Below are 17499 nucleotides of genomic sequence, written 5' to 3' on the forward strand. Positions count from 1 at the left end.
GATCGTTGTTTTGGGTTGCGGCGCAGTGCCGAAGCTCTTCTCGAGCAAGGCGTGCAGCTCGCCGCTTTCGGCCATCGGTCCGAGCACGTCGGTATCGCCGTAGAACGTCCCGTCGATGAAGACTTTGGGCAGCGTCGGCCACTCCGTCATCGCGGCAAGCGCGTCGCGCTTGGGCATGTTTTCGAGCACGTCGACGACTTCGAACGGGTAACCGAAGCGGTCGAAGAACTCGATCGTTTCGAGGGTGAATCCGCAGCGCGGAGCCTCCTTCGTGCCCTTACCGTAGACGAGAATCTTGTTGGCGCCGATCTCGCGGGCGATCTCGTCGCGAATCTCTTGCGGCATGGTCATTCCTCCCTGTGGATGGTCTTGAGCTCGACCGCATGCACGCGGCCGTCGCGCAGAGCGCCTCGAAGCGCCCCATAGACCAGCTGATGTTGTTGTACGAGCGTCCTGCCTTTGAAGGCTGCGGACCGAACGGTGACGTTGAAATGATCCATCGTGCCGGTTCGATCGACGATCTCGACCTCGGCATCGGGAATGCTCTCACGGATCAGCGCGGCCAGCGCGTCGTTGTCTATCACGGATTGAGTGGCGGGCGCGTGCCTCGCAACGAATCCGACAACCCGCGCGCTTCGCGAAGCGTTTCGGGAAGGCGCTCGGCGCTTCTCGCGAGCATCGCAGCCACGCCGGACGCGGCAACGATGCCGGTGACGCCGACCAGGATGGCGGGAACGCCGCGTGCGTGGATCGGGCCGATGTGGATCTCGAAGCTCTCCTGAACGCGCGCGATTCCCCGAAAGATCGCCCTCAGAATACGGCCGCGCTTCTTCATAGGGAGTGGCTCGTACGGCGCGACGGTGGCGAAGGCCTGGCGTGCGCGGCGTCGTACCGGTTGGCCATGCGTGCGGTGCTCCTTCACGAGCTCGGCGGCCCGGAGCGGCTCGTCCTCGAGGAGGTTCCTACGCCCGCGCCGGCAGCGGGAGAGGTTCTCGTTCGCATCCGTGCAGCGGCGCTGAATCATCGCGATCTCTTCGTCACGCGCGGCCTCTACCCGAAGATCGCACTCCCCGCGCTGCTCGGCAGCGACGGGGCCGGCGAGGTCGCCGCACTCGGCGACGGCGTCACGAGCCTTCACCCGGGCAGCGATGTCGTGATCTATCCGATGCTCGACTGGGGCGACGATCCGGCGCTGCGTTCCCCGGCGTCGTCGATTCTCGGCATGCCGCGCGCCGGAACGTTTGCGCAATACGTCTGCGTGCCGGCGCTCAACGTCTATCCGAAGCCGGCGCATCTTTCGTTCGAAGAGGCGGCGGCGATTCCACTCGGAGGGCTCACCGCGTATCGCGCCCTCTTCACGCGCGGCAAGCTCGCACGCGGCGAGACAGTCCTGATTCCGGGAGCCGGCGGTGGCGTGCAGACGTTCGTTTTGCTCTTTGCAAAGCAGGCCGGTGCCCGCGTCATCGCCACGTCGAGTAGCGAGGAGAAGCTCGAGCGCGCGCGCGCACTCGGCGCCGACCTCGTGCTGAACTACGCGGAGAACTCCTCGTGGGAGAAAGACGTGCGGGCCGCCGGTCCGGTGGATCTCGTCGTGGATTCGTCCGGAGGCGAGACGTTCTCGAAAGCGCTTAGCGTCGTGCGTCCCGGCGGTCGCGTCGTGCTCTACGGCGGCACGCACCCGGAGGCAAACGTCAAGCTTTTTGCGCTCTTTTGGAACGAGCTCTCGGTCCTCGGGTCGACGATGGGAAGCCCGCAGGATTTCGGCGCGATGCTCGCTCTGCTCGAAGACGGCCTCAAGCCCGCGGTCGATCGCGTCTTCTCGATGACGCAGATCGTTGCCGCCATGCGGCGCATGGACGATGCGTCACAGTTCGGCAAGATCGTCCTCTCGTGGTAGGAGCGCGTAGCGATCGAGGCGCTCGATGCGATACGCACTTCCGAGCTCGGCTTCGATCACGGCGGCGAGCTCGGCTTCGACGAGCGAGGCCCAGTCGGGATTGAGCATCGCCGACTCGCGTGCGGTGAGCGGCCGCTCTATGGGCATCGCGACGACGCGTCCTTCTTGCGTCAACGCTTGGAGATGCGCCAGTAACTGGCGCGCGGCGGCGGGCCAGAGCGCCGGCTGCGTGCCGGCGTAGATGCGCGTCACGAGCTCGGGAATCGTCTGCGGCCCATGCGAAAGTGCGTCGAGGAGCTGTGCTTCCCGCCACTGCCGATGCGCGATGTACTCCGCGATTTTTGCTTGAGCGTCGGTCACGAGCGGGCCGTGTCCGCCGCGAATAGCGCGCGCCTGCGGGAACTTGCGCGCAAGGTGTTCGAGCGTGCGCTGATACGGCCGCATCGCGCCACCCGGCGGCGCGATGACGACCGTTCCTTCACCCAATATCACGTCCCCGGTGAAGAGCGTGAGCGATTTGGGATCGAAGAAGACGACGTGATCGAACGTGTGGCCGGGAGCGTCGATCGCGTGCAGTTCGAGCTCGCCGACGCGTAGCGAACCGCCGAGGGAAAGATCGCGATCGTGCGGCACCGCCGATTGAGGGTGAGCGTAGATCGCGGCGCCGGTCTCGCGTGAGAGCGCCGCCGCGGCGGGCGCATGATCCGGATGGCCGTGCGTGATCGCGATAGCGCGAATGGCGAGCTGCATACGGGCAGCCGCATCGAGCAGTGCGCGAACGTGGCGTTCGAGCGCCGGCCCAGGATCGATGACGAGCGCCTCTCCCGCGCCGCAGTTCAACAGGTAGGAGTTGGTTCCGGTGAGCGTCATCGGCGAAGGATTCGGTGCGCGCACGAGCGTGATGTGCGCGTCATCTGCGATCGCGCTCACCACGTACCTTCGAGCGCGTCGGGCAACGCGAAGCCGTCGCGCTCGGTGCCCTCGGCCAGCACCGTGAGGATCGGTTTCGCTCGCGCGAACGCGAGCAGCTCGGCGACGCTGCGAAAGCCGCGCAGCCGTTCGAGGTGCTTGCGCGTCGGATAGATCAGCGCAAGGCGCCCCGCGTCGCCGCGCGCGAGCGCGTCCGTGGGAGTCATCCAGAGCCCGTCGTGCGTCTCCGTCGCATCGGCCACCGGTGTCTGCCCGCCCGGCATGCGTGCGACGAAGAAGAAGACGTCGTATCGTGGCGCGATGCTCGTGGGCGTAATCCAATGGGAGAAGATCTCCAGCGGCTCGCTATCGGAGAGACGAACGCCCGTCTCTTCCAACACTTCGCGCCGTGCGGCCGCAACGAGGCCTGCTTGAAGGTCGTGACTCGGCGGCGAAGCCATCCGGAAGAGGCGGCGCAGCTCTTGCGGGCTCGCGCGCGGTTGCGCATGCTGGTCTTGCGGGTCGACGGTTCCGCCTGGAAAGACGTAGACGTTCGGAGCGAAAGCGCTCTTCTCGCTGCGCCGCAGCATGAAGACCTCGATCCCGTGGGAGCTCGCGTCTCGTGCCAGCATCACGGTAGACGCCGGGCGTACATCCATTCCTGGCGAATACGCCTCCCATGCGTATCGCCCTTGGAAGCGACCTGCGCTGCGAGCTGACCGACGCGCTCGAGCGGCACCTACGCGAGCGCGGCGACGATCTCGCGCTCTTCGGCGCGCTCGATCCGCACGCGCAAGCCGACTGGCCCAGCGTCGGACGAGCCGTGGGCGAGGCGGTTGCGTGCGGAGCCTGCGCGAGCGGCATCGTCTGCTGCTGGACGGGAACCGGCGTCTCGATTGCCGCGAACAAAGTACGCGGTGCGCGCGCGGCGCTGTGCGGCGACGCGGAGACGGCACGCGGCGCACGCGCGTGGAACGACGCCAACGTCCTCGCGCTCTCGATCCGCGCGATTACGCCCGCTCTCGCCGGTGAAATTCTTAACGCTTGGTTCTCTGCCGAACCACCAAAGGACGGCAAAGAGAAAGAGATGGTCGACGCTCTCAAATCTTGGGACGAACAATTGCCCTAAGAGTGAGGGGTGCGGCGCCGCCGAACGACATACAAGCAGAGAGGCTGCGCACACGCGTAGCCTCTGATCATCTGCCGTTACCGTGTCGCGGCTTTCTGTCGCAAACTCGGCACCCTCTCCCGGGTGGTTATGCGAAGGTTCCTCGCCCACTCAAGATTGCAGCATCGTAGCAGAGCTGCGCAAGAGCCGCAAGGGGCTAGTACCATGAATGAAGCGCCCACAAGACGACGAGCGACCAGTTGACTGCATGCGAGGTCCAACAGTACGCGCACGGTCGGCGCGTGACGAAAAGCAGCGAGTACGCAAGGAGGGCCGACGTTGCGGCCGCGAGCGCGACGAGGGCGAAGACGAGCAGCAAGAGGTCTGGCGGCAGCGGGAGCCAGGCCGCTACGGCGAGCGCCGGATAATACCAGGCGCCGAGGAGCGCATTCGAGACGCGCCCAACGAGGTGGGCGCGGGGCGTTTCGACCACGCTTGGCTCGCTGAGGCTGCCTCGTGCCGCCTGCCGAGCCCTTCCCAGCATGAAAAGCGATGCATAGAGACCAACTCCGCAGAGTACCGTGACCAGCGTCTCGACGATCACACCGCGCTCCCTTTGAGCACTTCCATCAGGCGGCTAGCCGCCATAGCGCTCCTCGGCGCTTCCTTCGTGCTTGCGGTCGTCGTCATCCGCTATCAACCGCTCGTCGAGCACCTGATCCGCTCCTACTACCCGTTTGCCTATCCCCTGGCGATTGCCGTCTTCGCGTTGGTTGCGTCGGCGCCGTTCTCGGTCACCGACGCGCTCGCGGTTATGAATGGTGCGATCTTCGGACCCGTGCTCGGCACGATCATCGATGCGATCGGACTCGTGCTCGCGGCGATGCTCGGCTACTGGATCAATCGGCACGCGTCGCGACTGCTCGACCTCGACTCCTACCTTGCGCGGTTGCCGGCATGGGTGAAGCGCTTTCCCGTCGGTTCCCCCGGCTTTCTCATCGCGGTGCGCATCATCCCGGGATTCGGCGGAACCGTTGCGACGGCGACCGCCGCTACCTTCCGCGTCCCGGTGTGGGTGCACGTCTGGACGATGTGCGCGGTGGCCATTCCCGTCTGCGCGATTCTTTCGATCTTCGGCAATCAGGTGACGATCTACGTTCACCGTTACGAAGCGCGCGCGCGCACGTATTTCGAGCACCATCATCCGCATTTCGACTTTCACTTTCGACACCACGTTCCACCGACGGGCGAACCGTGACCGGAGTTACGATGATCGCGAGCGCGCAAGCGCTCGACGCACTCTGCCCGCGCATCCGCGACGCGAGGCGCGTCGCGCTCGACACAGAGTTTCATGCCGAGCGTACCTACTCACCGCGTCTGATGGTCGTGCAGCTCGCGTTCGAAGACGGCGTCGCCATCGTCGATCCCATCGCCGTCGCGCACCTGCAGCCGCTGGCGGAAGCGCTGGCGCAGACCGAAGTCGTCGGGCACGCGCTCTCGTCCGATCTCAAGATCTTTGCGGATCGGTTCGATTGCGTTCCGGAGCGCGTCTTCGACACGCAAGTGGCGGCGGCGTTTCTCGGCTACGGCATGCAGGTATCGCTTGCCGAACTGGTACGCGATCTGCGCAACGTACGGCTCGCGAAGTCCCAAACGGTCAGCGATTGGGGCACGCGCCCCCTCTCGCCTCGCCAGATCGAGTACTTGGTCGACGACGTCGCCCACCTCTTGCCGATGCAGGACGACCTCGTCGAGCGGCTGCGTTCGACCGGGCGTCTCGAGTGGGTGCGCGAGGAGTGCGCGTTGCTCGGTCAGTTCGAGCGCTATCGCATCGACGAACGACGCGCCTATCTGCGCATGCCGGGAGCCTCGCGAATGAGCCGGCGCGAGCTCGCTGCGTTGCGCGCGATCGTGAAGCTGCGCGATCGGGCTGCGAGGCGGCGAGACGTCCCGCCGCGCTACATCATTCCCGATGACGTCGTTGCGGGGTTGGCGACGCTGCGACCTACGAGCCCCGACGACCTCGCGCAACTGCGTCGTCTGGATGCGGCTGCGCGCCGGCAGTACGGCGCCGCGATTCTCGAGGCCGTTGCCGAGGCGGAGGCGCTGCCGGAGGACGAACTTCCCGAACGGCCGAGTCGTCCGCTCGGAATCGCGCGCGACACGCTCGCTTCGCTCATGAGCATCGTGATCGGCGAGATTGCGCGACAACACGATCTCGCGCCGAGTCTTCTCGTTCCCCGCGCGTCGCTCGAACGTGTATCGCGCGAGTTGCCGCACGACCCGCGCGCTCTGGAAGAGGCGCTCGATCTCTCGCCGTGGCGATTGGAGCTCGTCGCGCAACCGCTGCAACGACTGCTATGGGGCGAGGCCTCGATTGCCGTCGAAGGCTACGCCGACGGTGACCCGAACATACGAGTGCGATGATCGAACGAGCAGGAAGTTTTGACGCAGGCGCAACGCTGACGGTCGGAGACCGAAGCTATCGCTACTTTCGCTTGGGGGCGCTCGAAGAAGCGGGGCTGACGAACCTCGCGCGGCTGCCGTATTCGATCAAAATTCTGCTCGAGAATCTGCTGCGATGCGAAGACGGGCGCACGGTCAAACGCGACGACGTCGAAGCGCTGGCGCGTTGGTCTCCGACGCCGCCGGAGCGGGAAATTGCATTTCGCCCGGCGCGCGTTCTGCTGCAAGATTTCACCGGCGTCCCATGCGTCGTCGATTTGGCTGCGATGCGCGACGCCATTTCGGCGATGGGCGGAGACGCGAAGACGATCAACCCGCTGCAGCCGGTCGAGCTCGTGATAGACCACTCCGTGCAAGTCGACTTCTTCCGCGGTCCCGAAGCGTTCGCAAAGAACGCCGCGCTGGAGCTCGAGCGCAATCGCGAGCGTTACGCATTTCTTAAGTGGGGCCAAGCAGCGCTATCGGGTTTTCGCGTCGTACCGCCCGACACCGGCATCGTGCACCAGGTCAACATCGAGTATCTCGCGCGTGTGGTCTTCGGTGGAGGCGGCGGCGGGCTCGCGGCGGATCCTTCGGGGGCGCTCGCCTATCCCGACACGCTCGTCGGCACCGATTCGCACACGACGATGGTCGATGGGCTCGGCGTGCTTGCGTGGGGCGTAGGCGGCATTGAGGCCGAAGCGGCGATGCTCGGCCAGCCGGTCACCATGCTGATTCCGCAGGTCGTCGGCGTGCGGCTCGCAGGAGCCTTGCGCGAGGGCGTCACTGCGACGGACCTCGTGCTCACGGTAACGCAGATGCTGCGCAAGCGCGGCGTCGTCGGGAAGTTCGTCGAGTTCTTCGGGAAAGGGCTGAGCGCGATGCCCGTCGCGGACCGCGTCACGATCGGGAACATGTCCCCCGAGTTCGGATGCACGGTCTCGATGTTCCCGATCGACGATCGCACGCTCGAATACCTGCGCTTCACGGGCCGCGCGTCCGAGCACGTGGCGCTCGTCGAAGCGTACGCGAAAGCGCAGAGCCTTTTCCGCACCGATGCGACGCCGGATCCGCACTATAGCGACGTGCTGGAGCTCGACTTGAGCACGGTAGAGCCGAACATCGCCGGCCCGCGCCGGCCGCAGGATCGCGTGCCGCTGCGCGACGCGAAGAGCACCTTCGTGGCCGCGATGAGCGAATGGGCGAAAGCGCGCGACGGCAACGGCAATGCGGTGCGAAGGTTCGAGAGCGAGGGCGGCGGGCAAACCGCCGCCATCGGGGATATCGAAGCCGACGCCGACGGGCAGAGCGTGCCCGATGCCGCGGCAAAGGACGTCTCCGACGGCGCCGTCGTGATCGCCGCGATCACCAGCTGCACGAACACTTCCAATCCCTCGGTGCTGATCGGTGCCGGGCTTCTCGCGCGCAACGCCGTCGAGCGCGGCTTGCAGACGAAGCCGTGGGTCAAGACTTCGCTCGCACCGGGATCGCAAGTCGTCACCGACTACCTCGTGAAAGCAGATTTACAGCGTCACCTGGACACGCTCGGCTTCGATCTCGTCGGCTATGGGTGTACGACGTGCATCGGCAACTCGGGCCCACTACCCGCCGAAGTCGCCGACACCGTCGAGGAGCACGACCTCATCGTTGCAGCGGTACTTTCGGGCAACCGGAACTTCGAGGGGCGCATCCACCCGCAGGTACGCGCGAACTACCTTGCGTCGCCGCCGCTCGTCGTCGCGTATGCGCTCGCGGGGCGCATGGACGTCGATCTCACGTCGGAGCCGTTGGGCATCGGGAGGGAAGGGCCGGTGTACTTGCGCGACATCTGGCCGAGCAACGAAGAGATCGCGCAGACCGTGACGGCCTGCATTACCGACCAGATGTTCAAGCGGCGCTATGCCGACGTCTTCAAGGGAGACGAGAACTGGGCGAATATCGCCGTGGGCAAGAGCGAGCGCTTTTCATGGGATCCGAAGTCCGAGTACGTGAAGCGGCCGCCGTATTTCGACGGCATGCAAGCCGAGCCGCCCGCAACCGCCGACGTCAGAAATGCGCGCGTCTTAGCGATGCTCGGGGATTCGGTAACGACGGACCACATCTCGCCCGCGGGAAACATTGCACGCAACAGTCCTGCCGGCACGTATCTCATGGAGCGAGGAGTCGAACAGAAGGACTTCAACTCGTACGGAGCGCGGCGCGGCAACCACGAAGTGATGGTCCGCGGTACCTTTGCCAACGTGCGATTGCGCAATCTGCTCGTGCCGGGCGTCGAAGGCGGCATGACGCGCTACCTGCCGACCGGCGAGCAGATGACGATCTACGACGCAGCGATGAAATACCGCGCAGGCAGCACGCCGCTCGTCGTGCTGGCGGGAAAGGAGTACGGCTCGGGATCGTCGCGAGACTGGGCGGCGAAAGGCCCCTATCTGCTCGGCATCAAGGCCGTCATCGCCGAGTCGTTCGAGCGCATCCATCGTAGCAATCTTATCGGTATGGGGATTCTTCCGCTCGAATATCTCGAGGGCGCGAACCGCGAGGCGTACGGCCTCACCGGAGAGGAGCTCTACGACGTTACCGGCATCGAGCGCGGCATCTCACCGCGCATGACCGTAAACGTCACCGCGACGCATCCACACAGCGGTCAATCGTGCACGTTCGACGTCCGGCTGCGCATCGATACTCCCGACGAAGCCGAGTACTACCGCCACGGCGGGATCTTGCAGTACATGCTCCGGCAACTCATGAGCCGGCGGTGATTCGGTAGCGCTCTTTGCAAACGCGCTTGCAAATATCGGTGCGTCGCGCAAACCCTTTCGCCACATGCCTTTGCGGAGCATCGGCCGATGCACGGCAGGTGCGGGCTACATCGGGCGTCATGACCCGGTGGGCCGGCGCGGAGCCGAACTGTCCTGTCGGCATTATATAGCCTACAGCGCGGGGGTACTAGCTGCAGCCGGCGCTTCGGCCCGCTGCCTGATAATGTGCGGTGTCACCACGATGTAGAGATTGGTGCGCGCGGTCGAATCGTGCCGCACGCGAAACAATCCACCGATGATCGGCAGGTCGCCCAGGATCGGGAGCTTGGACATGTTCCTTATCTCGTTGTCCTGCAGCAACCCGGCGATCACGAATGGGCTGCCGTCGCGCACCAGCGCCTCCGTGCTCGCTCGGCGCAAACTTATTTGGGGCACATTGCCCTCGGGCGTCGGAACGTATGCAGCGACGCTCGAAACCTCCGCGTAAATATAGGAGAGAACCTGATTGTCTCCGCTGATCCGCGGTAGTATCTGGAGGTTGATTCCGACGGTTACATACGTTGTCGAGACCTGCGTTATTGCCGTGGAACCGGGGTAGATGGTGGACTGAATGATTGGAATCGCATCGCCCGCAAGGATTTGGGCGGGCGTTCCGTCGAGCGCGAGGATCCGCGGCGTCGCGAGAATCCTGCCGCCGCCGTGGGCGATAGTCGCGTACAGCTGACCTTCGAGCGATACGGCGGTCTGCGTGTTCCCGGTGCCGCTGGTCAAGGCACCGGCGGTGTTTCCAAGCACTACGCTTGCCTGGGCAATGGGACCGCCTGCGCCGGCCGCTAGATCGAGTCCGAGGTCGTGTGCCGATGACTCGGTTAGCTCGACGATCTGGCAATCGAGCATCACGCTGTCCAGCGGGACATCGATCTGAGAGACCAGCGCTTTTATCAATGCGATCTCATCGGGTGGCCCAGATAGGATGAGCGCATTGAGGCGGCGGTCGACGGCGATCGTGTCTGTGACGCGTTCGGCAGGGGCCGATGCGGCAGCCCCGACCGACATATCGTTTGCCCCGGTCGCTCCTCCCATTCCCAAGCCCGAAGTCGGCAGCGAGAACATCGAGCCCGAGGGGTGAAAATTGTCGGTCGGCTGCAGTTGTTGTCCCTGCACCAGGATGTCGGCGATTTCACTGACGTCGGCGTACTTCAGCGGAATCACCGTATAGCTCGACGCGGCTACAGGCGCAGCGGGACCCGCCGGCACCGCTGCCCGCGCTACGGCCCTGGGTTGCGAGCCGATGAGCAACACGAGCGCCGATGGAAGGGCTTGAGTCGTGACGGGCTCAGCGCCGGTAAGCCGAAATGAAACCCTCAGAGCACGATTTGCGCTTGCTATCGCGATCGACTCGACCGGGCTGCTTCGAATTGCCGGTGCCGACGTGAAGTCGATTCCCTTCGCCGTCTCCGGTAACACGGCAGTGACGCTGTCCGTACCGGAGCCCTCCATGTGCCAGCCGGCCGGAACACCGCCGGGAAAGAACATCACGACGCGCGCGCTGCCGACCGACGCCGTTTCCTGCACGAAACTCAAGATCGCGCGCGCGTCTGCAGCGCCCGAGGCAAGGAAGGCCATCGTGACGGTTGCGCATGCCGCCTGGCCCCATCGTAGCGCCCACGCCCGAAGCTGTGCGGGCACTACTCAGCGTTCAGCGTCGGGTGCGCGACATAGCCAATAAAGAGCAGCGCGTGCGCGCTCCAGTAGACGATGGCAAAATAGAACGGGTGGTTGAACGACAGCGCTAGGGGCGGGTGATACGACGGGCCAATGAATCCAAAGTGTGGCAACGGCGGCCAGTCCCAGGACTTGCCCACCCCAAATTCGCCTAGGCGAACGACCGCCGTTTGCGAGAAGGTGACTTTCCGGCCCGCCGTCGCGGCAAGTCGCGTTTCAACTGTCGTTGCAACCGCAAACTGTGGCAAAGCCAGCAGCAGGTTGCGAGCGCGCGGCCCGCGTGGCCCCGGATAGAAGTCGCCGGCATCGTAACCCGTCATTAGCGTCACAGCCGCAGCGCGCACAAGTGAAAGCCGCGCGTTGCCGGCGAAGAGCAGCACGCCGTATCTCTGGTCGCGGCAGTGCAGTTCGATAACCTCGGTATCATCGAGCCGCCGTACGATGGCGGCACCGCTAAGCCGAATCGTCGGGACGCTGTAGGCAGCATGGCCATCGAAAAAGGGCTCGGGAGTCGGGGGACGCATACTCCCGAACTGCAACCAGGCGTCGTTAAAGGTGGACACGCCCCGTACCGCCGCACCGCGCACTATATTGCGCTCAACGAAGCGGCAGTTCTCGCCAAAGCCATCCCCGTGATTGCCCAGGCCGAAGAGGTACAGATCGCTAACAAAGACCCTCACGCCCGGTGCGAGGTAGGCATCCTTGCAAGCGGCGGAAGTTGTCGGCGCGAGCGCCGCCGTACGGAGCGCCGCCGCCGCCTCGTTATCCATGACTGCATTATAAACAGCATTTCGATGCTCTCTCACCGCGATCGCGAGTTTGCTCCACACATCCGAGGCGGGCACCGACGCACCGGACGGTGACGCGCCAATGACAACTGCCAGGAGTGCCGCAAGCGACAAACCCCTCAACCTCATTGTTCTGTCGTCGATCCCAGGATTTGCCCCGTATAGGCGTCAACTGCAATTTGTTCACGCCCTCCGATCGTGAATATCCACGCGGATCGAGCGCCTTCACTTGAGGAGGCGTCAGCACCCGGCATCCAGAGCCCAGGTTGATAGGCTGTGATGTTCGCGCCAGCAGGCAGTGCGCTCGCGGCGGTTACAGCGTCGATAGAGGTCATTCCCGCGGGTTGAATGTTTGAGTTCGTACCGGCAAGCGAACGCCACAGGCGAAAGGCTGAGGAGATGTAAGGGGTATCGCTCGTGGTCACCTGCCATTGGTCGCATATTGGCTTTATCGGCGGATCGTTATAGATCCAGTCCACGCAGGTTCTCACCGACGTATGACGGTCGGCGACCACAACCTTGATCGCGTCGTATCCCGCGACCGAGCTGTTCGCATGGTGCCAGATGAACTCGTAGCCGTCGTTGACGGCGGCGCCCGTCGAGGGAGAATACGTCCAAAACTGAAGCACGGAATACAGCACCGCATCTGACGGCATTCCGAGGGTACTGCTAACGTAGGTTTCCGCGGCCTGCAGCGCCGTACTCTGAGAAAAGGCCATGGCGTCGCGCGGCTTTGGCCCAAAGTACATTACCGCGCCGGATTGGCCGTAGTTGTATTGCACCCCTCCCCAGTTCGTCTTCGAGACGTAGGTGGATCCGTTGTCGGAGTTGACAACGGGGGAGACGGCCTGCGGCTCGTATTGCTGTGCCAGCGATTGCGCGTTCCATGACTCGTTCGCTATCGACTGCGGATTGAGCGCGAAAGTATCAGGCGCGACCGTGACGCTTTGCACGTTGTAGCCGTTAGGATTTGCCGGATAATAGAATATGATGCTGCCGCTCAAGGATGAGGTGTACGAGGGAGGAGCGCTCCCGTTACCCGGGCCGCTGATGATGTCGTTTCGCGCCGACGCATCCTCCCATATCGCCCAGCGGCCATCCTGACCCGACGCGATGAAGGCCGACACCCATGCGTCATGGATATCCTCGCCCTCGAGCGGGTTGCCTGACAGAGCGCCAGGCATAACGTATGCACCAAAGGCTTTCGCGGTTGTCCCATTGGCCACGTCGCATGTCCGGCTTGGGTTACCGAACGGGCATGACCCGACGTCCTGCCATGCGCCGTAGAGGCCATGAAGCGAACCGCCGAAGGCGGGCGTCCAGTCGGCCGTCCAGTATGGGTCGTTGGGGTCGACGAACGGGGGCGCTGCAACAGTATCAGAGCCGAGGTCAAATATCCACTTTAGCCTTCCGCCCGCCGGAAAGCGCTCGCCCGTGCCTTGGTTCCCGCCGATGCCATTGATCGTATCGCCGTCGACCATGGCTAACGTATCGCCAGCGCCCCAGGCCTGCTCGTCGTATCCGTAACCCGAGACACCCCAGCCATACAGTGCGTTTACGCCAGGGCCGCCGTGGCCATCGTAGAAAAGCGCGTCGACGCTCTGCTGGTACTGCTGGAACGAGGTCGCCGAAACCTGAGAGTCCGTAAGACGCGCGATTTGTGACCAAGGCGTAACAGAATTAGTTTTGAGCTCGTGTGCGAAGTTATCTGTATCGCCAATGGGATCTAATTGATTCGCGACCGAATACGGGTCGTTGAGGTCGAGCGTTGGGTTCGCGTAATTGTCGACAGCGAGCGTCTCGAAGGCGCCCGCGAACTGCTGTGGCTGCGGTGAGAATAGAATGTTCAGAAGCGAGTCAACGTTACAGGCAGCAACGACGATCGCGATAACCGCAAACGACAGCGCGAGCTTGAATCTGCTCAGCATGCGCTCATACTCCGCGGAAGACTAGCGGCGCTGCTCTGCGCCGGCGTCGCGAGTATCGCCGCCTCCGACGAGAGGGCACCGGTCGTAGAGTTATAGTAAAAAGTGAAGACATACGGATACAGCGTGCAGTCCTGGTCGTCGTAGCGACCCATGCCGATTTCCTGGATTATGATCTGGTTTGCAGTCGGAGCCGGAGTCGCGGGCGGTGCGCTAAGTGTACGCCGCGTACCCTGGGACGTTCGGAGGAACCCGTTACGCCGCGGTACCGCGATGTTTCCGAAAAACGGCTTGGGCCGCGGAAGGCTGCGCCAAGTACGTGCGCTGAGGCGCGCTGGTTGTGCCAGCGCCCGCCTGACGGTCAAGGCTTCGCTCGTGCTCAGCGATTGGAGGTTGCGGCCGTTGAGCGCCCTCGCTCCGTGTGCGCCTTGCGAGCCGAGACGAATATCCTCCAGGATTCTTTCGGCGGCGTCGACGTACAAGTACGCCTTCGTCACGTGTGTATGCGTGAATCGTGGGTAGATCATGTGCCTCGCCGCCGCTGGCGCTGCCGATGCACCGAGAAGATACGCGAGAACCACTACAGGCGCAAAGAACTTCATGGGACGCCCTCCGCCTGAAAGTCTAGCGGAACGCGGGGGCGCGCGCTATTCTCCCAATCGCCTATGCCCTTCAGCTTACGCGCAATCGCTTAGGCCGGATGGCGTAGAACTGGACGGCGCAGCGGGGTCAGAACCGTAAGGCGACCGCGGCGAGGTGGAACTGGGGGGAAGGGGATACCCCCCCCGAAGGTACGGTATAAATGGAGCGGCCGGCCCAGGTGACGGCGGTTTCAGCGCTTCAAGAGGGCGCTCATTCAGGCTGTGTCCACGGCCTCACTGCCCGCGAAAGCGAAGTTTTTCGCCTCGTGCTCAAGGGTTACCACAACGAGCGCATCGCGCGCGAGCTGGACGTAGCTGTGGGTACGGTGAAAGCACACCTGAGAAGAATATTCGCCCACTTCCGCGTTAACGGACGCTTGGAACTGATGGCGACGTTCGGGCTCCCGTTCGCCGACGTGCTCCAAAGTCAAGACGCGAGCGTCGGCTCGCCGGGCGACGCCGGGTGAGTCGCCCCTTCACTCTCGCGCTCGCGTCGTGTCTCTGTCGTGCCTCTTAGGAAAGTCTCGGCGTCGACGGCGGACTGCAGCGTGTTTGGCATCTCTTTGCTACAACGGCTTACCGCGCAATCGCATGGCGACAACGTCTTCATTTCGCCAGTGAACCTCGGCCACTACAGCGCTTAGAGCATCACCCGGCGGAAATCGGCGAGCGCGTTCGCGACGTAGACGAGAAAACGTGCGGCGCTCGCTCCGTCGATGACGCGGTGATCGTAGCTGACGCTAATCGGTAGCATGAGGCGCGGAACGAAGCGTTTCCTGTTCCAGACCGGTTTCATCGCCACGCGCGTCGCACCGAGGATCGCGACCTCGGGAGCGTTGACGATCTGGGTGAACTGCGTGCCGCCGATGCCGCCGATCGACGAGATGGTGAACGAGCCGCCGCTCATCGTGGCGAGGCCGAGCTTCCCTTCACGCGCCTTCGCCGCCAGCTCGGCTGCCTCGGCAGCGATCTCGAGCAGTCCCTTTGCGTCCGCGTTCTTGAGAACGGGAACGATGAGCCCGTCCTTCGTGTCGGCGGCGAAGCCGATGTTGTAATATTTCTTGTAGACGAGCTGGTCGCCGTCGAGCGAGCTGTTGAACTCCGGGAACTCCTTGAGCGCCGCGACGCACGCCCGTACGAGAAAGGCGAGCATCGTGAGCTTCGCGCTCTTCTTTTTTACCTGTTCCGCATTGATCTTTAGGCGAAACTTCTCGAGTCCGGTGACGTCCGCTTCGTCGTAGTTCGTGATGTGCGGAATCTGCAGCCAGTTGCGATGGAGATTCGGGCCCGCGAGGCGCCGAATGCGCGAGAGCGGCCGACGCTCGATCTGTCCGTATTGTGCGAAGTCGATCGCCGGCCACGGCGGCAGGCCGGCGCCGATTCCGCTGTTGCCCGCGGCCCCAGCGAGCGCGGCCTTGACGAAGCCCTGCACGTCCTCGCGCGTGATGCGATCGTGTGGTCCCGTTCCGGAAATTGCGTGCAAGTCCACGCCGAGCTCGCGCGCGAAGCGCCGGATCGACGGGCTCGCGTGAACGATTGCGCCATCGCTCGGTTGCGCCGGCGCCGGCTTCGACGCGGGCGCTGCTTGCGGTTGCGGTGCGGGCGCTGCTTGCGGCTGCGCAGCCGGTTGCACTGGAGCCGTGGCTGCCTCGATCGTCGCAATCACGCTTCCTTGCGAGACGGGGTCGCCGACTTTGACCTTGACCTCCGCGATCGTTCCCTCCGCCGGCGACGGGATCTCCATCGAGGCCTTTTCGCTCTCGAGCGTGATGAGGGAATCGTTGTGTTTGACGCGCTGACCGGGCTTGACGAGCACTTCGATCACCGGCACGTCCTTGAAGATGCCGATATCGGGAACGCGCAGCTCGACGATTTCCGCCACGCGCGCTACACCGTAACCGGATTGGGCTTTTCGGGATCGATCTCGTACTTCGCGAGCGCCTTTGCCGGCACGTCGCACGAGATCGCACCCTCATCTGCGAGCGAGCTGAGTGCGGCAAGCGCCACGTAGCGGCGGTCGACCTCGAAGAAGGCGCGAAGCTGCGTGCGGTAATCGCTGCGGCCGTATCCGTCGGTACCCAGCGTCGTGTAGTGTCGCGTTCCGGAGCCCGCCGGCGTGACGAAGGGCCGAATCTGCTCGGCGAACGTGCGCACGTAATCGCTGGCTGCGATGCCCGGACCGGCTCGCCCTTCCAGGCATTGCTCGACGTACGAGCGCTTGCGCGGCTCGCCCGGATGCAACATGTTCCAGCGCTGCACCGCTACGCCGTCGCGCTGCAGCAGGTTGAAGCTGGTCGTGCTCCACACGTCGCTACGCACGCTCCAGTCTTTCTCGAGTAGCTCGGCGCCGGCGAGCACTTCACGCAAAATCGCGCCGGAGCCGAAGAGCTGCGCGCGCGGCTCGTTTCCGACGCCGCCGTCGCGCAGCAGGTACATGCCGCGCAAGATGCCTTCGACGGCATTCTCGGGCATCTCCGGATGATTGTAGTTCTCGTTGAGCAGCGTGATGTAGTAGTATACGTCTTCCTGCTCGGCGAGCATGCGCCGCAGGCCGTCTTGGATGATGACGGCGACTTCGTAGCCGAACGTCGGATCGTAGCTGCGGCAGTTGGGAACGACCGACGCGATGACGTGGCTCTGGCCGTCTTCGTGCTGCAAGCCTTCACCGTTGAGCGTCGTCCGGCCGGACGTTCCGCCGAGCAGAAAACCGCGCGTGCGGCTGTCGCCGGCCGCCCATGCGAGATCCCCGACGCGCTGAAATCCGAACATCGAGTAGAAGATATAGAACGGGATCATCGGAAGATTATGATTGGAGTACGACGTGCCTGCTGCGATCCACGACGAGATCGCGCCAGCTTCGTTGATGCCTTCTTGAAGAATCTGGCCGAGCCGATCCTCACGGTACCACATGAGCTGCTCGGCATCTTGCGGCTGATAGAGCTGACCGACGGACGAGTAGATCCCGAGTTGCCGGAAGAGGCCCTCCATGCCGAACGTGCGCGACTCGTCCGCGACGATCGGTACGACGCGCGGCCCTACGGTGGGGTCGCGCAAGATCGTGCTGAGGATACGGACGAACGCCATCGTGGTCGAATGCTCGCGTTCGTTGCCACTCTTGACCTGCGCGTCAAAGGCGCTCAACGCCGGAACGGTGAGCGCGACCGACGCCCGCCGCCGCTGCGGCAACGAACCCTGCTCGTGCATGCGCGCGCGCAGGTAGTGCATCTCGGCGCTGCCTTCCGGCGGCCGGCAGAACGGAATGCTCTCGATCTGCTCGTCGGTGACCGGTATGTCGAAGCGAT

The 17499-nt window shown here is 64.0% G+C and carries 17 protein-coding genes; 6 read left to right on the forward strand and 11 right to left on the reverse strand.

Annotated features, from left to right (window positions below):
* From VMV82_04730 to VMV82_04740, 3 genes are all read right to left on the reverse strand, one after another.
* Positions 1-345, reverse strand: a 345-nt coding sequence (locus VMV82_04730) for a glutaredoxin domain-containing protein (protein HUY40855.1), incomplete at its 3' end; no start/stop codon positions are given.
* A 2-nt stretch (positions 346-347) separates the two neighbouring features.
* Positions 348-584, reverse strand: a complete 237-nt coding sequence (locus VMV82_04735) for a BolA/IbaG family iron-sulfur metabolism protein (GenBank protein ID HUY40856.1) — start codon at positions 582-584, stop codon at positions 348-350.
* The gene (locus VMV82_04740) at positions 581-835 is read right to left on the reverse strand and encodes a hypothetical protein (GenBank protein HUY40857.1); all 255 of its coding nucleotides are present in this window, start codon (positions 833-835) and stop codon (positions 581-583) included. The genes VMV82_04735 and VMV82_04740 overlap by 4 nt, the downstream gene beginning before the upstream one ends.
* Before the next feature lie 66 nt (positions 836-901).
* Between VMV82_04740 and VMV82_04745 the strand changes: the two genes are divergently transcribed.
* Complete coding sequence (locus VMV82_04745; protein HUY40858.1) at positions 902-1897, forward strand: zinc-binding dehydrogenase; 996 nt, start codon at positions 902-904, stop codon at positions 1895-1897.
* Here the strand turns inward: VMV82_04745 and VMV82_04750 are convergent.
* Together VMV82_04750 and VMV82_04755 are read right to left on the reverse strand one after the other, a co-directional pair.
* Positions 1865-2827 carry an MBL fold metallo-hydrolase gene (locus VMV82_04750; GenBank protein HUY40859.1) on the reverse strand — a complete coding sequence of 321 codons (963 nt, stop codon included), beginning with the start codon at positions 2825-2827 and terminating at the stop codon, positions 1865-1867. The genes VMV82_04745 and VMV82_04750 overlap by 33 nt on opposite strands.
* Positions 2824-3465 carry an NUDIX hydrolase gene (locus VMV82_04755; GenBank protein ID HUY40860.1) on the reverse strand — a complete coding sequence of 214 codons (642 nt, stop codon included), beginning with the start codon at positions 3463-3465 and terminating at the stop codon, positions 2824-2826. The genes VMV82_04750 and VMV82_04755 overlap by 4 nt, the downstream gene beginning before the upstream one ends.
* 20 nt (positions 3466-3485) lie before the next feature.
* Here VMV82_04755 and VMV82_04760 point away from each other — a divergent pair, with 20 nt between their 5' ends.
* A complete protein-coding gene (locus tag VMV82_04760) occupies positions 3486-3935 on the forward strand; it encodes an RpiB/LacA/LacB family sugar-phosphate isomerase (GenBank protein HUY40861.1) in 450 nt (149 codons plus the stop codon).
* 196 nt (positions 3936-4131) lie between these two features.
* On the opposite strand, the gene VMV82_04765 is transcribed toward VMV82_04760, so the two are convergent.
* Positions 4132-4518 (reverse strand): vitamin K epoxide reductase family protein, encoded by a 387-nt coding sequence (locus VMV82_04765; protein HUY40862.1) that lies wholly within the window; start codon positions 4516-4518, stop codon positions 4132-4134.
* Positions 4519-4530: 12 nt separating this feature from the next.
* Here VMV82_04765 and VMV82_04770 point away from each other — a divergent pair, with 12 nt between their 5' ends.
* Genes VMV82_04770 through acnA form a run of 3 tightly spaced genes read left to right on the forward strand, consistent with a single transcriptional unit; the run spans position 4531 to position 9118 of the window.
* Positions 4531-5172 carry a VTT domain-containing protein gene (locus VMV82_04770; GenBank protein ID HUY40863.1) on the forward strand — a complete coding sequence of 214 codons (642 nt, stop codon included), beginning with the start codon at positions 4531-4533 and terminating at the stop codon, positions 5170-5172.
* Entirely contained in the window at positions 5169-6341 is a 1173-nt protein-coding gene (locus VMV82_04775; protein HUY40864.1) for an HRDC domain-containing protein, read from the forward strand. Before VMV82_04770 ends, VMV82_04775 begins: the two co-directional genes overlap by 4 nt.
* A complete protein-coding gene (gene acnA, locus VMV82_04780; protein HUY40865.1) occupies positions 6338-9118 on the forward strand; it encodes an aconitate hydratase AcnA in 2781 nt (926 codons plus the stop codon). Before VMV82_04775 ends, acnA begins: the two co-directional genes overlap by 4 nt.
* A 171-nt stretch (positions 9119-9289) precedes the next feature.
* On the opposite strand, the gene VMV82_04785 is transcribed toward acnA, so the two are convergent.
* The 3 genes from VMV82_04785 to VMV82_04795 are packed head-to-tail and all read right to left on the reverse strand — an operon-like array spanning position 9290 to position 13559.
* On the reverse strand, positions 9290-10807 hold the full coding sequence (locus tag VMV82_04785) for a secretin N-terminal domain-containing protein (protein ID HUY40866.1): 1518 nt from the start codon (positions 10805-10807) through the stop codon (positions 9290-9292).
* On the reverse strand, positions 10807-11745 hold the full coding sequence (locus VMV82_04790; GenBank protein HUY40867.1) for a hypothetical protein: 939 nt from the start codon (positions 11743-11745) through the stop codon (positions 10807-10809). The genes VMV82_04785 and VMV82_04790 overlap by 1 nt, the downstream gene beginning before the upstream one ends.
* A gap of 11 nt (positions 11746-11756) precedes the next feature.
* Positions 11757-13559 carry a hypothetical protein gene (locus tag VMV82_04795; GenBank protein HUY40868.1) on the reverse strand — a complete coding sequence of 601 codons (1803 nt, stop codon included), beginning with the start codon at positions 13557-13559 and terminating at the stop codon, positions 11757-11759.
* 799 nt (positions 13560-14358) lie between these two features.
* Between VMV82_04795 and VMV82_04800 the strand changes: the two genes are divergently transcribed.
* On the forward strand, positions 14359-14664 hold the full coding sequence (locus tag VMV82_04800) for a helix-turn-helix transcriptional regulator (GenBank protein ID HUY40869.1): 306 nt from the start codon (positions 14359-14361) through the stop codon (positions 14662-14664).
* 173 nt (positions 14665-14837) lie between these two features.
* On the opposite strand, the gene VMV82_04805 is transcribed toward VMV82_04800, so the two are convergent.
* Positions 14838-16079, reverse strand: a complete 1242-nt coding sequence (locus VMV82_04805) for a 2-oxo acid dehydrogenase subunit E2 (GenBank protein HUY40870.1) — start codon at positions 16077-16079, stop codon at positions 14838-14840.
* A 5-nt stretch (positions 16080-16084) separates the two neighbouring features.
* Positions 16085-17499, reverse strand: a 1415-nt coding sequence (aceE, locus tag VMV82_04810; protein HUY40871.1) for a pyruvate dehydrogenase (acetyl-transferring), homodimeric type, incomplete at its 5' end; no start/stop codon positions are given.

It is taken from the genome of Candidatus Dormiibacterota bacterium, from assembly GCA_035532035.1.
Classification (GTDB): Bacteria; Vulcanimicrobiota; Vulcanimicrobiia; order Vulcanimicrobiales; family Vulcanimicrobiaceae; genus Tyrphobacter.